Origin of the sequence: Rhodococcus sp. USK13, assembly GCF_018343855.1 — a bacterium.
In the GTDB taxonomy this organism is placed as follows: Bacteria; Actinomycetota; Actinomycetes; order Mycobacteriales; family Mycobacteriaceae; genus Rhodococcus_F; species Rhodococcus_F oxybenzonivorans.
The window spans coordinates 3,458,909-3,474,422 of record NZ_CP069242.1 but is presented as its reverse complement, the minus strand read 5'-3'; the positions used below and the strand labels follow the sequence as shown (position 1 = coordinate 3,474,422).

12 protein-coding genes are annotated in these 15,514 nt (G+C 66.5%); 8 read left to right on the top strand and 4 right to left on the bottom strand.

What is annotated here, in order from left to right; genetic code table 11:
• The first annotated feature begins 20 nt into the window (after positions 1-20).
• The 4 genes from JQT59_RS18365 to JQT59_RS18350 all read left to right on the top strand — a co-directional run bounded on the left by JQT59_RS18365 (position 21) and on the right by JQT59_RS18350 (position 4,027).
• Positions 21-1,247 carry a 2-oxoadipate dioxygenase/decarboxylase family protein gene (locus tag JQT59_RS18365; RefSeq protein WP_213577254.1) on the top strand — a complete coding sequence of 409 codons (1,227 nt, stop codon included), beginning with the start codon at positions 21-23 and terminating at the stop codon, positions 1,245-1,247.
• Complete coding sequence (gene amaB, locus JQT59_RS18360; protein ID WP_213577253.1) at positions 1,244-2,761, top strand: L-piperidine-6-carboxylate dehydrogenase; 1,518 nt, start codon at positions 1,244-1,246, stop codon at positions 2,759-2,761. The genes JQT59_RS18365 and amaB overlap by 4 nt, the downstream gene beginning before the upstream one ends.
• A 30-nt stretch (positions 2,762-2,791) precedes the next feature.
• Complete coding sequence (locus JQT59_RS18355) at positions 2,792-3,796, top strand: acyl-CoA dehydrogenase family protein (RefSeq protein WP_213577252.1); 1,005 nt, start codon at positions 2,792-2,794, stop codon at positions 3,794-3,796.
• An 87-nt stretch (positions 3,797-3,883) separates the two neighbouring features.
• The gene (locus JQT59_RS18350; RefSeq protein WP_213577251.1) at positions 3,884-4,027 is read left to right on the top strand and encodes a hypothetical protein; all 144 of its coding nucleotides are present in this window, start codon (positions 3,884-3,886) and stop codon (positions 4,025-4,027) included.
• Positions 4,028-4,054: 27 nt separating this feature from the next.
• Here JQT59_RS18350 and JQT59_RS18345 read toward each other — a convergent pair whose 3' ends face one another.
• Entirely contained in the window at positions 4,055-5,512 is a 1,458-nt protein-coding gene (locus tag JQT59_RS18345; RefSeq protein ID WP_249354529.1) for an HNH endonuclease signature motif containing protein, read from the bottom strand.
• A 112-nt stretch (positions 5,513-5,624) separates the two neighbouring features.
• Between JQT59_RS18345 and JQT59_RS18340 the strand changes: the two genes are divergently transcribed.
• Together JQT59_RS18340 and JQT59_RS18335 are read left to right on the top strand one after the other, a co-directional pair.
• Positions 5,625-10,133, top strand: a complete 4,509-nt coding sequence (locus JQT59_RS18340; protein WP_213577250.1) for an ATP-dependent helicase — start codon at positions 5,625-5,627, stop codon at positions 10,131-10,133.
• Position 10,134: 1 nt separating this feature from the next.
• Positions 10,135-10,884, top strand: coding sequence for a DNA-formamidopyrimidine glycosylase family protein (locus tag JQT59_RS18335; protein ID WP_213577249.1), 750 nt, complete (start codon positions 10,135-10,137; stop codon positions 10,882-10,884).
• On the opposite strand, the gene JQT59_RS18330 is transcribed toward JQT59_RS18335, so the two are convergent.
• Both JQT59_RS18330 and JQT59_RS18325 read right to left on the bottom strand, forming a co-directional pair.
• Positions 10,881-11,612, bottom strand: coding sequence for a DUF1353 domain-containing protein (locus tag JQT59_RS18330; RefSeq protein WP_213577248.1), 732 nt, complete (start codon positions 11,610-11,612; stop codon positions 10,881-10,883). The genes JQT59_RS18335 and JQT59_RS18330 overlap by 4 nt on opposite strands.
• 7 nt (positions 11,613-11,619) lie before the next feature.
• Positions 11,620-12,198, bottom strand: a complete 579-nt coding sequence (locus JQT59_RS18325) for a TetR/AcrR family transcriptional regulator (RefSeq protein WP_213577247.1) — start codon at positions 12,196-12,198, stop codon at positions 11,620-11,622.
• 53 nt (positions 12,199-12,251) lie between these two features.
• On the opposite strand from JQT59_RS18325, the gene JQT59_RS18320 reads away from it, so the two are divergent.
• Together JQT59_RS18320 and JQT59_RS18315 are read left to right on the top strand one after the other, a co-directional pair.
• The gene (locus tag JQT59_RS18320; RefSeq protein ID WP_213577246.1) at positions 12,252-13,211 is read left to right on the top strand and encodes an oxygenase MpaB family protein; all 960 of its coding nucleotides are present in this window, start codon (positions 12,252-12,254) and stop codon (positions 13,209-13,211) included.
• A gap of 41 nt (positions 13,212-13,252) precedes the next feature.
• A complete protein-coding gene (locus JQT59_RS18315; RefSeq protein ID WP_213577245.1) occupies positions 13,253-13,789 on the top strand; it encodes a hypothetical protein in 537 nt (178 codons plus the stop codon).
• Here the strand turns inward: JQT59_RS18315 and glpD are convergent.
• Entirely contained in the window at positions 13,767-15,509 is a 1,743-nt protein-coding gene (glpD, locus tag JQT59_RS18310) for a glycerol-3-phosphate dehydrogenase (RefSeq protein ID WP_213577244.1), read from the bottom strand. The genes JQT59_RS18315 and glpD overlap by 23 nt on opposite strands.
• Positions 15,510-15,514: the final 5 nt, after the last annotated feature.

Sequence of the window (15,514 nt, the reverse complement as noted above, 5' to 3'; positions counted from 1 at the left end):
TAGCCCAGCGGAGGTGCGTCATGGTTGAAACGTGGGAGCTCCGAGCCCGGTTCGCCCGCGCACTGTCGGTGTTGTACTGCCGTGAGGTACCGATTTACACCACGCTCCGACAGGTGACCGGGGAGGTCAACGCCGATTTCGCCGAACGCGAGCCCGCGGAGGCGGAGCGATGGGGCAGCCTCGACCGAGTCACCGCGGAGCTGCACGGCGCGATCCGCTTGGGTAGTGCCGCAGAACTGCGTCAGGCCGCGATACTGTTTGCCGGATTCGGGATGCACCCCGTCGGCTTCTACGACCTGCGCGATGCCGCCACCCCTGTACCCGTCGTCGGGACCGCCTTCCGTCCGATCGACTCGTTCGAACTGGACCACAACCCGTTCGGCATTTTCACCTCGGTGCTCACGACTGCGGATCGCCGGTTCTTCGACGCCGATCTGCACGCACGCCTCGAAAGGTTTCTCGCCGGGCGGTCGCTCTTCCCGACGGAGCTGTTGCATCTCGCCGCGATCGCCGCCGAAGAGGGAGGTTTGACTGCTCCCTCGGCCGAGCGGTTCGTGTCACTCGCGACCACGGTGTTGGCGCGGGCGAAACTACCGGTCGACAAGGGGTGGTACTCCGAGCTCGAAGCGGTGTCGCCGGTCGCCGCGGAAGTCGGCGCAAGCGCCGGCACCCGCATCCACGCCCTCAGGCCGCGCGTGCTGGACATCGACGAGTTGAGCCGCCGCATGAGGGCGCTGGGCTTCGCGATGGTCGACGGCATTCAGGGACCTCCCGAGTGGGATGGGCCCGCCGTTCTCCTCCGTCAGACCTCGTTCCGCGCGCCGTCGGAGCCCCACCAGTTCATCGCGAGCGACGGAACAGTCGTGGGAGAAGGGTTCGCGGGGGCCGAGGCTCGTCGCCTCGCCCTGACGCCTCCCGGACGCGAGCTCTACGACCGGTTGGCTGCCGCGGACGCCGACGCGGCCGAGTGGGAGCGCCGGTTCCCGCGCACCGAAGCCGAACTCGACAGTCGAGGGATGGCGTACTTCACGTATCGACGCGAGTATGGCCGGCACATCGCCGAACCGATCGTGTACGAAGACTTCCTCCCTGCGCCGACGAATGGCGCATGTACCCGCGCCGAGGTCGACTGCGGCGCCCGGTACCACCTACCCTGGCTCGCCGAGACACTCGGCCGGGCCGTGCACGACCCGTACGCGCTCTATCAGGAGCAGCAGGACAGATCCCGAGAGAGGACAGCATCGTGAACCTTCCCGCCCCCGAGGAGTTGCGTCGACGCGCCGAGGAAGCACTGATCAGGTGCGGTGCCGACATCGGTGCTCCCAGCGGTGCACTCGTGGCCCGAAGCCCCATCACCGGAACCGACTTGCGGACGGTCGATACGAGTAGCACCGACGACGTCGACGCGGCGATCTCCGCGGCCCACGAGGCGTTTCTCACGTGGCGCTCGGTTCCGGCGCCCCAGCGCGGTGCCGTCGTGCGGCGGCTCGGACAGCTACTGACAGAACACAAACGCGACCTGGCGGAACTTGTCACCCTCGAAGCCGGAAAGATCCCCTCCGAGGCGCGGGGCGAGGTGCAGGAGATGATCGACATCTGCGAGTTCGCCGTCGGTCTCTCCCGGCAGCTGTACGGCAGGACGATGGCATCGGAACGTCCGGGGCACCGGTTGATGGAGACCTGGCATCCGCTGGGTGTCGTCGGCGTGATCTCCGCCTTCAACTTTCCTGTCGCGGTGTGGTCCTGGAACACGGCGATAGCGTTGGTGTGCGGGGACACCGTGGTATGGAAGCCCTCGGAGAAGACTCCGCTGACGGCGATCGCCTGCGACGCCCTGCTAACGCAGGCCGCACTCGAAGTGGGAGCGCCCACGGGCCTTCACGCACTGGTGCAGGGATCAGTGGACGTCGGCGAGCAACTCGTGGACGACGCCCGGGTCGCCTTGGTCAGCGCCACCGGATCTGTGCGGATGGGCCGCGCCGTCGGACCGCGGGTTGCCGCGCGTTTCGGCAAGAGCCTGCTCGAATTGGGCGGCAACAACGGCGCAGTCGTGGCCCCGTCAGCCGATCTCGACCTCGCTGTGCGCGGCATCGTCTTCTCGGCTGCAGGGACTGCAGGTCAGCGTTGCACATCGCTCCGCCGGTTGATCGTGCACTCCTCCATCGCGGACGAGCTGCTGAACCGGATCTCCGCGGCCTATCGAACATTGACGGTCGGAAACCCCTTCGACGACGGAGTACTCGTCGGCCCCCTCGTGGACTCGCAGGCGTTCGACGCCATGCAAACGGCCCTCGACAAGGCTCGCGCCGACGGCGGAACCGTAATCTGCGGCGGCGAACGTCGCGGGACGGACAGCTCCGCCTACTACGTCTCACCCGCATTGGTACGCATGCCGGCACAAACATCGGTGGTGCGGGAAGAAACGTTCGCGCCCATCCTCTACGCCCTCACCTACGACACATTCGACCAGGCCATCGCGATGCACAACGAAGTCCCGCAGGGGCTTTCGTCGTCCATCTTCACCACCGACCAGCGTGAGGCCGAACGGTTCCTCGCCGCGGACGGTTCAGACTGTGGCATCGCCAACGTCAACATCGGCACGTCGGGCGCGGAGATCGGCGGGGCGTTCGGCGGAGAGAAGGACACCGGCGGCGGACGGGAATCCGGATCCGATGCCTGGAAGGCCTACATGCGTCGCGCCACGAACACCGTCAACTACTCCGACCAATTGCCGCTCGCGCAGGGTGTCGAGTTCACCTGATCGCGCCGGTGGAGCGGTTACGCTCGGGACGTGAGCAACTGGGCCGAAATGGCGCGAGAGATCGCCGAGAACGTCCTGTTCCCGGTGGCGGACAGCGTCGATGCCGATGGTGAGATCCCCGACAGCCATTTCGAGACGTTGGCCGCCGACGGCTTCTACGGTCTCGCAGCGCCTGACGACGAGAGCGTGACACCGTCCGTCCTGGTCGATGTACTGGAAACCTTGTGCGGCGGGTGCCTCGCGACCGCCTTCACGTGGATGCAGCATCACGGAGTGGTCGCCGGTCTCGCGGCCTCACCCAACACCACCCTGCAGGGACGGTACCTCGACGGGCTCGTCGACGGCACGGTGCGAGCCGGAGTCGCGCTGGCCGGAGCCATTCCGGTACCACCCACGCTGTGGGCCCGCCGGGTCGAGGACGGGTACGTGCTGGACGGCGTCGCACCGTTCGTCACCGGTTGGGGCATCGTCGATCTGCTTCAGGTTTCGGCCCGCGACGAGTTCGACGACACCATCGTGCACGTCATCATTCCCGCCCAACCGCTTCGCGGGCTCAGCGCAGCAGACCTACCGCTGATCGCCGCCCGCGGCTCCAACACCGTTCGCCTCACCTTCGACGGCCTCGCAGTGCCAGGCGAACTGGTAAGCGCCGTCGTCTCGCCCGACGACTTCGCGAAGAGCCAACTGTTCGGCTCCTGGATCAACGGGTGCATGGCCATGGGCATCACCCGCCGCGCGATCAGCGAACTCGAAACTCTGGGGGTCGATTCGGACCCGTTCGAGGAGCAAGCTGCCCGAGCACGACTCGACCTCAACGCGGCATTGGAGGGCAGGGCCGACATCGCCGACGCGCGGGCACGGGCATCCGAACTCGCCGTGCGGACCGCGACGGCGCTCGTCACCGCCAAGGGCAGCTCCGCTCTGATCGCGGGCAATACCGCCGAGCGGTTGGTGCGCGAAGCAACCTTCACCCTGGTCGCCGCCGGACGTCCTGCAATCAAAGCCGCACTGCTGGAACGCCTGAGCCGCGACTGACCGTCCCACCCCGACGTGTCGGTACGTTCGTCTACGGTCTGACGATTGCCCTGCGAAGCCGGGCCCCTCCGACCGAAGCGAGTCAACGTGTTCAGGATCGTCCGCGCAGTGGCAGTGGTGTTGCTCGCGTGCGTCATCGGTGCGTATGCCGCGGCGGCCGCACTGCCGCCCGACACGGTCGAAGTGCCGTGGCCGTTCACGCCGGCGTCCGCAGATTCCGACGTCGTCTGACCAAGTTTGGCAGCGAACACAACTTTGCTACGGCACAGCATCACCCCCTTCTCGTGGTGCACGCATTCCACGCCGTGCGTGGCCGATCAACTCGCCGGGATGATGGCGATGATTGATGCGAGGCCTTCGGTCGGGGTCGACGTGCGGCGGCGGAATCCATTCGGTCCTCCCGGGATATCGACCCTCAGCAGTCCTGGTGACCCACCCGGCGGCGCTGTCGTCGACCCGAGCGTGGCAGGCATCGCAAGCGAGAGTGAGGCCGTCGATGTCGGTGGTACCGCCTTTCTGCCAGTCCGTGACGTGGTGGACCGCGCACATGCTGGCCGGCGTCGCGCATCCTGGGCGGGTGCATCCGCCGTCGGCGGCGATCAATGCAAGCCGCTGATCCGCACTGGCCAGACGTCGGCGGCGTCCCAGATGCAGGGGACGGCCGTCATGGTCGAACAACACCAAGACCGGGTGGGCCTGCTCGGCCAGCGCCAACGCATCCTCGATCGGTAGAAGGCCCCCGCTGGCTGTGGTGGCAACCCCTCCGATCGCCCTCTCGAGTTGCTCGAGCGTCATGGTGATGATCGTGGTGGCAGGCAGACCCCGGTGCCGGCCCAGTATTCCTGATTCCAGCACGGCTCGAAACATGGCACTGAACGCGTCGTGGTTGCGTTGCGCCGTGGTGCGCGTGTCCCGGGCGGCCGCGGCGGCGAGAACGTCCGAATCCACAGTGGGGTGCTCGGCATCGCCGGTGGGCGAGGATGGATCGGCCGGATTGTTCATGCCCGGTCGCGCCCACTTGGCAAGAATCGGATCGAGCAGTGCCCGCGCCGTGGGGTCGAGTTCACCGGAGATTCGCGACATCAGTTCTGTGTCCTGCCGGCCGAGGGTGAGTGCCCGGCGGCGGGTGCGGTCGATGTCGTCGCCGAGATTCCCGTCCGGATTCAGATACGCGAGAAGTCGGTGCCCCGCCTGCTCGACGTCCTCGGGCGTCCCGTCACGGGCCACTCGCGCAAGAGTCGATTCCGCTGCCTTGGTGTCGTCGGCGTCGACCGCGTGCGGGATCTTGCGCAGAATTCTCGACACGGCTCGGGCATGATCGGCGCCTATGTCGCCGTTCCGTTGCGCGGCCGCGGTATCGGGCAGAGCGGCCGGGAGAGATTCTCCGGTCGAGGCGTGCCACACCCCGAGTTGCCGGGCCGCGCTGACCCGGGCTGATGCGTCGGCCGCGGATACGCGCAGGACGTCGACCAGGAATCTGTGGGGCGAACGGTAGCCGAAGGATGCGGGCAGGGACCGTTCCACGCTCTCCACAACCAGCCGGTGCGACACCGCACCGGCGCGGCGAAGGGCGCGTTCCAGGTTCCTGATCGCGTCGACCACCTCGGCGTCCGACAATCCCACCACGTCGGCGTCCAGCAACCCGTCCACCGCAGCGGTGAGCAGCGACAGCTGCCCCGCCACCCGGCTCTCCGCCGACCCCCCAGTCGAACTCATGTGCGAAACCTATCTCAGCGCTCCGACACATTCTTCCAACCGCACTCTCGCCCTCTCGGCCGTTCCGAGCAGACGTGCGGTGCCTGTCGGACCTCCGGTGCACTATGGAACGGTGACCGAAGTCCTCGGCAAGTTCTCTGCCGCCACCAGGGAGTGGTTCGGCGGCGCCTTCCCCGCGCCGACGAACGCGCAGCTCGGCGCCTGGGAGTCGATCGCCAGCCGCGCCAACACGCTGGTGGTCGCACCCACGGGGTCGGGCAAGACCCTCTCGGCCTTCCTGTGGTCCCTCGACCAGCTCGCGGCGACGGGCGAGAGGGACCGGTCCACCAAGGTTCTGTACATCTCACCGCTGAAGGCACTCGGCGTGGACGTCGAACGCAATTTGCGCGCACCACTGGTCGGCATTACCCAAACAGCGAAACGGCTCGGCCTGACACCGCCCGAGATCTCGGTCGGTGTCCGCTCGGGCGACACCCCGCCCGCCGACCGCCGCGCGCTGATCAAGAATCCGCCGGACATCCTCATCACCACCCCCGAGTCGCTGTTTCTCATGCTCACCTCGTCGGCGCGGGAAACGCTGACCCGGGTCGATACCGTGATCGTCGACGAAGTGCACGCTGTCGCAGGAACCAAGCGTGGGGCGCACCTGGCACTGTCGCTCGAGCGACTCGACCGGCTCCTCGACACCCCCGCGCAGCGCATCGGACTGTCGGCGACGGTGCGCCCGCACGAAGAAGTGGCACGCTTCCTCTCCGGTTCGGCGCCGATTCGGATCGTCGCTCCACCGTCACCGAAGACGTTCGACCTGACCGTTCAGGTTCCCGTCGAGGACATGACGGAGCTGGGTCTCGCCGAGCCCGCCGAGGGCTCGGCATCGTCGACTCCGCAGGCCGGGTCGATCTGGCCACACGTCGAGGAACAGATCGTGGATCTCGTCCTCGCACACCGATCGTCCATCGTGTTCGCCAACTCGCGGCGGCTCGCAGAGCGACTTACCGCACGACTCAACGAGATCTATGCAGAGCGTAGTGGTGCCGACGTCGACAGAAACCCGAAGCCCGCCTCGCAGATCGGCACCCCTTCCGAGGTCAACTTCGGCGCCGACCCTCTGCTCGCGAGGGCTCACCACGGTTCGGTCAGCAAGGATCAACGAGCCCTCATCGAGGACGACCTCAAATCCGGACGGCTCCGCTGTGTCGTCGCGACGAGCAGCCTCGAACTCGGAATCGATATGGGTGCAGTGGATCTCGTGGTCCAGGTGGAGGCTCCGCCCTCGGTGGCGAGCGGCCTGCAACGTGTGGGCCGCGCCGGACACCAGGTCGGGGAGATCTCCCGCGGTGTCGTGTTCCCCAAGCACCGCACCGACCTGATTCACTGCGCCGTCACCGTCGAACGCATGGTGACCGGCAAAATCGAAGCCCTCGCGGTGCCGGCCAACCCACTCGACATCCTCGCTCAACACACCGTTGCGGCCACCGCACTCGAACCGCTCGACGTCGACGACTGGTTCGAGACGGTCCGCCGCAGTGGATCCTTCGCCTCCTTGCCGCGCTCCGCTTACGAGTCCACGCTCGACCTGCTGGCAGGGCTGTATCCTTCCGACGAGTTCGCGGAATTGCGCCCCCGGCTCGTCTGGGATCGCGAAGCCAACACACTGATGGGTCGTCCCGGCGCGCAACGTCTCGCGGTCACCTCGGGGGGCGCCATTCCCGATCGCGGACTGTTCACCGTCTACATGGTGGGCGAGAAAGCTTCTCGGGTCGGCGAACTCGACGAGGAGATGGTGTACGAGTCTCGGGTCGGGGACGTCTTCGCGCTCGGTGCCACCAGTTGGCGGATCGAGGACATCACCTTCGATCGGGTGCTGGTCAGCCCGGCGTACGGTCAGCCCGGCCGTCTCCCCTTCTGGCACGGCGACGGCCTCGGCCGACCGGCGGAACTCGGTGAGGCGCTCGGACAGTTCCTCCGGGAGATTTCACTCGGCCACGAAACGGAGGTGAAGGAACGGTGCCTCACCGGAGGTCTGGACGACAATGCCACGAACAATCTTGTTCAGCTGGTCAATGAACAGAAGACCGCCACGGGTCAGGTTCCCACGGATCGCACCCTCGTGGTCGAACGATTTCGCGACGAGCTCGGCGACTGGCGTCTGATCCTGCACTCCCCCTATGGACAGCGCGTGCACGCACCGTGGGCTCTGGCTGTCAGTGCCCGGCTCAGCGAGCGCCATGGTCTCGACTCCAACGCGACTGCATCGGACGACGGCATCATCGTCCGCCTTCCCGACACGGAGGACACACCGCCCGGGGCAGACCTCTTCGCCTTCGATACCGACGAGATCGAGGACATCGTCACCGAACAGGTGGGCGGGTCTGCGTTGTTTGCCTCGCGGTTCCGTGAATGTGCCGCTCGCGCTCTACTGTTGCCGCGCCGCAATCCTGGAAAACGGGCGCCGCTGTGGCAGCAGCGTCAACGTTCGGCGCAGCTCCTCGACGTCGCCCGCAAGTACCCGACGTTTCCGATTCTGCTCGAGACCGTGCGCGAATGCCTGCAGGATGTGTACGACCTTCCGGCACTGAAGGATCTGTTCCGCCGGATGGCGCGGCGGCAGATCCGCATCGTCGAGGTCGAGACACAGTCACCGTCACCCTTCGCCGGCGCGTTGCTGTTCAACTATGTCGGTGAATTCATGTACGAGGGCGACAGCCCGCTGGCCGAACGCCGGGCCGCCGCCCTGTCCCTCGATTCTGCCCTACTCGCAGAACTGCTCGGCCGTGTCGAGCTGCGCGAACTTCTCGACGCCGATGTCATCACGCAAGCGGAGCTGGAATTGCAACGCCTCCTCCCGGACCGCAAGGCGAAAGACCTCGAAGGCGCGGCCGACCTGCTCCGCATTCTCGGCCCACTCACCACGGAGGAGGTCACCGCACGCTCGACGCAGGATCCCACACCGTGGCTGGACGAGCTGGTTCGCGCCAAGCGTGCCCTCGCCGTCTCCTTCGCCGGCGCCCACTGGTGGACGGCGATCGAGGACGCCGCGCGCCTGCGAGACGGACTGGGTGTTCCGTTGCCCATCGGTACGCCGGCCGCATTCATCGAACCCGTCGACGACCCACTCGGTGACCTGCTCAGCCGATACGCGCGCACCCACGGACCATTCTCGCTCGGTGATGCAGCCGGGCGCTTCGGCATCGGGTCCGCTGTCGCCCGCGACGTTCTGCAACGACTCGCCTCGGAAAAGCGGGTCATGGAAGGGGAATTCCGCCCCGGTGCCTCCGGTAGTGAGTGGTGCGACTCGGAGGTTCTCCGTCGCCTCCGCAGGCGTTCACTGGCTGCAGCCCGCCAGGAAGTGGAGCCCGTCAGCACTGCCACCCTGGGCCGCTTCCTCCCGAGTTGGCAACATGTCGGCGGAACTCTGCGCGGAATCGACGGAGTCGCCACGGTTGTGGAACAGCTTGCCGGCGTGCCGGTTCCCGCGTCGGCGCTCGAGTCGCTGATTCTGCCGTCCCGCGTCGCCGACTACTCCCCCGCCATGCTCGACGAACTGACCTCCACCGGAGAGGTGTTGTGGTCGGGCGCAGGAAACATTTCGGGAAAGGACGGGTGGGTGTGTCTCCACCCGGCCGACACCGCCCCCCTGACGCTGACGACCCCCGCCGAGTCGGATCTGTCCGACCTGCAACGTCGGATCCTGGACACGCTGTCCGGCGGCGGTGCGTACTTCTTCCGTCAGCTCGCCGACACGCTGGGGATGTCCGAGGACGGTGCATTGGCCACTGCTCTGTGGGATCTCGTGTGGCTCGGGCACATCGGCAACGACACCCTCGCCCCGTTGCGTGCTCTCCTTTCGGACACGTCGAGAACCACCACCAGCCACCGTTCGCCACGGCGCCCACCGCGCGCCCGTGCATACCGCAGCCTCGCAACCCCGGTTCGCACGGCGCCGCCCACCGTCGGCGGCCGGTGGTCGATTCTTCCGGGCGCCGAGACGGATGCCACCCTGCGTGCCAGCGCTACCGCCGAACTTCTCCTCGAACGCTACGGCGTGGTGACACGCGGATCCGTGACGACCGAGAACGTTCCGGGTGGATTTGCTCTGATATACAAGGTGCTCGGCACCTTCGAGGACAACGGGCGATGCCGCCGGGGGCACTTCGTCGAGTCGCTCGGCGGCGCACAATTCTCCACTCCCCACGTCGTGGACCGGTTGCGAAGTTACGGTGATTCGCTGGAAGGCCGGCACACGTCGCTGCCCGCCGTGACACTCGCCGCCAGCGACCCCGCCAACCCGTACGGTGCGGCGCTGCCATGGCCGAAGCGCGGCGACGACGCGCCAGGTCATCGCCCCGGGCGCAAGGCAGGCGGCCTCGTGGTCCTGGTCGAGGGCGAGTTGATCCTGTTCGTAGAACGCGGCGGGCGAACAGTTCTGACGTTCACCGACGATCCCGGTGTACTACGCACCGCGGCGTCTGCTCTCGCCGGAGTGGTCAAACGTGGGGGAATCGACCGAATCGTCGTGGAGAAGGTCGACGGCGAGACCATCCATGGCAGCGATTTCGCGCCGATTCTCACCGAGGCGGGGTTCGCGCCGACGCCCCGCGGCTTCCGGTTGCGAGCCTGACATGCCCGAAGGCGATACCGTCTGGCGCACGGCCAACTCGCTGCGTGACGCACTCGTGGGTCAGGTACTGACCACGTGTGATGTGCGGGTTCCGCGGTACGCCACCGTCGATCTGTCCGGGTTGAAGGTCGACGAAGTCGTCAGCCGTGGCAAACATCTCCTCATCCGGGTCGGTGGGTACTCCATCCACACCCATCTGAAGATGGAAGGTGCGTGGCATATCTACCGGGCGGGCGCACGGTGGCGTCGCCCAGCCCATCAAGCCCGTATTGTGCTGGCCACCGAAGAACATGTCGCTGTGGGCTTCTCCCTCGGCATCACCGAAGTACTCGACCGGAGTGCGGAAGCCGCCGCGGTTGGTCACCTCGGGCCCGACCTTCTCGGGCCGGACTGGGATGCAGACACGGCCGTCCGCAATCTCCGGGCGGCCGGTGATCAACCCATCGGTGTTGCCCTTGTCGATCAGCGCAACCTCGCGGGTCTCGGCAATGTCTACCGGAACGAGGTGTGCTTCCTCCGTGGCGTCGATCCCTACACTCCCGCGCGCGAGGTGACAAACCTGCCGGCCATGGTCGCGCTTGCCCATCGCATGATCCACGCAGACAAGAACAATCCGATCCGGCACCGTCCGTGGGTGTACGGCCGCGCGGGCAAGCGTTGCCGCCGGTGCCGAACGGTGATCCGAAGCCGGGAACTCGGGCAGCAGGACATCTTTTTCTGCACCTACTGCCAGCCACCGTTCGACCGCTAGCGCAACACCGTGGTCGGCGGTCCGAGCGGTGGAGGCTTGCGCGTCACTCGGCGGCCGAACAGCCAGGCGGTGACGTCCGGTATCCACAGCACTGCCGCGGTCGCCAACGTCAGTAGGTAGGTCGGTGCGACCACCGGAAGGAGTATGCATCCGAGCAGTGCCACGGGAAAGTCCCTGCGCCACAGGAGTGAAAGGACACACGGAAGCGCGAGAAGGCCGACCGCTGTCGGATAGTGGGAGGTGGCGATCGCCCACGGCACTCCCACCACCCAGCACACCATTCCGAGGATGTGGTGGGCGATCAGCAGGAACCTCGTGTACGTGGTGAAAGTCCAGAACCGCCCGACCTCTACCCCGATCCAGAAGATCCGACTGCGAAACGGTCCGACGCCCTCGTCGAGCAGCGCAGTCCGGAACAACTCGTCGGCCCGGCGGCGTAGCGCCATGCCAGATTTTCCGTGAGCTTCCGCACAGCGACACAGATCGTCGTGCATGATCGCGGGAAGCAGCTGGCGGCCGTACGGAGCGAGCAGTCCCCGAAGCGGCGCGGGCACGGAGGCGAGGTCGGTCCGGAGTACGCACGGCTCCGGCGCGCAACCGGGCACGGTCACCACCGTCTCACCGTGGACGTACACGAAGTGGTCGGTGAGCTGAAAGTATTTGTGGTCGAGCGCCCGAAGGGACGGCTGTGGACGAGCCGGGTCGTCCGCTGATACCTGAAACGGCATGCTCACCTCATTCGTGACCGGACCGGTTGGCCTCCATCACCAGAGTGACGCAATGGGCGACGAATTGCTCGCGCGACGCGGCAACGGTTCCGTCGAGATATCCGATGAACAACGTCGTGAGCGCGCCGACGACGCCGATCGCGACGAGCTGCTTCTCCACCTCGTCATCCACGGCCGAGAGTTGGTCGTGGACGAGCGCTACGAACCCGGGCATGAGGTCCATTCCGCGCCGGCTCAGCGCGGGCTCGGACAGCGGCGCGAGCAGCAGCACCCGACCCCTCTCGGGGTTGTCGACCATCAGCTCGACGAACGCTTCGACGGCGGCCTCGGCTCGCGCCCGCGCAGTGTGGGTCGACGCCACCGCGCCCAGAAGCGCCGCCTGCGCCTCGTCGCCGACCGTGGCATAGACGGATCGGACGAACTCGTCGCGGTCGGCAAACGACTCGTAGAAGTAGCGCTCGGTCAACGAGGCCGCACGGCAGACGGCCCGGACGTTGACTGCAGGCCCTGCAGGGGCGCCCAGGAGCATGATCCCTGCCCGCAAGAGCGCCGTTCGCCGGGCCTCGCGACGGTCTTCCAGCGTCACGCTTCCAGTTCCCACTGTTGACTACGCACGTTGTCAGATCCTAGTCTGACAACGTGCGTAGTCAATCGAAGTCGAACAGCGCGTCCGTGCAGGACACCGCGCCCACACCGCTTGGACCCGACTCCCTGACCTGGAGGTACTTCGGTGACTGGCGCGGGATGTTGCAAGGCGTCTGGGCGGGCTCGATGCAGAACATGCATCCGGGCCTCGGCGCTGGGGTCGAAGAGCATTCCGAGTTCTTCGACGAGCGGTGGGAACGTTTGTATCGCTCGCTCTACCCGATCGGCGGCGTGGTGTTCGACGGTGACCGCGCCCAGCACACTGCCGAGCAGATCCGGGGATACCACAACACCATCAAGGGCGTCGACAAGCACGGGCGGAAGTATCACGCGCTCGATCCCGACACGTTCTATTGGGCGCACGCCACCTTCTTCATGGGCACGATCCTCACGGGCGACAATTTCATGGGCGGCCTCACCGACGAGCAGAAGCGGCAACTGTTCACCGAACACATCCAGTGGTACCGCCTGTACGGAATGAGCATGCGTCCGGTCCCGGAGACCTGGGAAGCGTTCCAGGAGTACTGGGACCACATGTGCCGCAACGTCCTCGAAGACAACAAAGCCACCCGTGACGTGCTCGATCTGTCCGGCCTGGGCGTCCCACCGTTTCTGAGATGGCTACCCGACCGAGTATGGGCCCTCGCGCGCATCCCAGTCGCCAAGGGCTTCGTCTGGCTGACAGTGGGAATGTACGACGAAGCGGTACGAGAGCGGCTCGGGTTCCGCTGGACGGCGCGCGACGAACGCCTGCACACCCTGGTAGGCCGGACGGTGAATGCCCTGTTCCGCCTCGTCCCGTGGCGCTACCGTTACCATCCTCGCGCCCGCGCCGGGTGGGACCGTGAGACCGGGCGCACCCGCCGGGACGCCCCGCTGGTGCATACGCCGCCGCGGAACCTGCCGCCCCTCGGGCGTCGCGACGACCCGAAGCACTACAGCCCGCGGGTGTGATTCCCAGGGAGAGCACAGGCAAATCGTGACATGCTCGAAGGATGGAGTGGGACCTTCCGAGGCTCTTGAATCGCCCGCCACTGATGAGCGAAAAAACGCTGTCGCCCGACCATGCGGCAAGCCGCATCAGCGCGTATATCTACGGCAACATTCTCGTGCTCGCCGCGCTCATTCCCGTTACCAAATCCCAGGAGACCCTGGGCATTGCCATCGTGGTGGGCGCCGCTCTGTCCACGTTCCTCGCCCACGCTTTTGCCGAGTCCGTGGGCCAGACACTCCGGCTCGGCCGATCGCTGTCCAGAACCGAAAGAGTTCGGGAACTGCGGGACGGTCTCCCCATCCTGACCTCCGCGGTGGCGCCCACCGTGATCCTCGGCACGGCTTATCTGGGTTGGCTCGAGCCGCGAACGGCGCAACTGACCGCGGAGATCGTGATGATCGTCCGCATCGGCTCGATCAGCTACGTGATCAGCCGGCTGCGGCGCGAAAAGGTCACCCACACGACGCACTGGGCGGCGATCGGCCTGGCGTTCGTTGCCGCAGTGATCGTGGTGGTCAAGGTACTTCTGACACACTGACGGGCGGTTCGAGCAATTCGACGCGAGATTCGGGTGCCGCCGCCCGCAACGCGTCCGCGGAGAGGTCGTCCGGCTGCGCTTGGGACTGCACCTCCGCCTCCACACGCGCACGGTAGGTCTTCAGTTCGCGGTCGATCATGTCGGAGTCCCACCCGAGGACAGGAGCCACCAGCTGTGCGACCTGCTCGGCGCAGTTCACACCACGATGCGAGTATTCGATCCCGATACGCGTCCTTCTGGTCAGAATGTCGTCGAGGTGCAGCGCGCCCTCTGCCGCAGCGGCATAGACGGCCTCGACCTGAAGGTAGGCCGGTGCGTCGGTAATGGGCTGCAGCAGTTCGGGTCTACCCTCCGCCAGATCGAGCACTTCACCGATCAGCGAACCGTACCGATCGAGGAGATGCTTGACGCGGTAGGGGTGAAGGCCGTACAGCTGACCCAGGTGCACGGTCTGGTTCACCAGCGCGTAGTAGCCGTCCGCACCTGCCAGCGGCACCTTCTCGGTTATCGAGGGCGCGACCCTGGCCGGAATGTCATCGGCAGCCAGATTTACCGCGTCCTCGGCCATCACCCGGTAGGTGGTGTATTTGCCGCCGGCGATCGCGACCAATCCGGGCGCGACGCGCGCGACGGCATGCTCGCGCGACAGCTTGGAGGTCTCGTCGCTTTCCCCCGCGAGGAGGGGGCGCAGACCTGCGTAGACACCGTCGATGTCCTCGTGCGTGAGGGCCGTCACCAGGACCTTGTTGACATGGCCCAGAATGTAGTCGATGTCGGCTTTGGTAGCTGCCGGATGGGCGAGGTCGAGATTCCAGTCCGTGTCGGTGGTTCCGATGATCCAGTGGCTGCCCCACGGGATCACGAACAGCACCGACTTCTCGGTCCGCAGGATGATGGCGGCATCGCTCACAATGCGATCCCGCGGTACCACGATGTGCACACCCTTGGAGGCGCGGACACGGAATCGGCCGCGCTGGCGGGACAACGCCTGGATCTCGTCCGTCCAGACACCGGTCGCATTGATGACGACGTGCGCCTGCACCTCCGCGGTTCGCCCGTCTTCACAGTCACGGATCCGAACGCCGGACACGCGATCCGCTTCCCGCAGGAATCCCACGACCTGAGTGGACGTGCGTACCACCGCTCCGTAGTGGGCAGCGGTTCGGGCGACGGTCATGGTGTGGCGAGCGTCGTCCACGACGGTGTCGTAGTACTGGATGCCGCCGGTCAGCGAATTCCGCTTGAGTCCCGGCGCCATCCGCAAGGCACCTGCCCGGGTGAGGTGTTTCTGCGCAGGCACCGATTTGGCCCCGCCCATCCGGTCGTAGAGGAAGATCCCCGCCGCCATGTAGGGGCGTTCCCATACCCGATGGGTGATGGGAAACAGGAACTTGAGCGGCTTGACGAGATGGGGCGCCAGCGTCGTCAGCGACAATTCACGTTCCCGCAGGGCCTCCCGCACCAGCCCGAACTCGAGCTGCTCGAGATAGCGCAACCCGCCGTGGAACATCTTCGACGAGCGGCTCGACGTTCCGGACGCGTAGTCCCGCGCCTCGACCAGGGCGACCTTGAGTCCGCGGGTGGCTGCGTCGAGGGCCGCACCGGCACCGACGACACCGCCGCCGATCACGACGACGTCGAACTGTTCGGTCTGCAGCTTCTCCCACGCAGCGTCGCGCTGCCCGGGACCGAGGAACTGCACACCTGGCGAACTACTCAACTCGG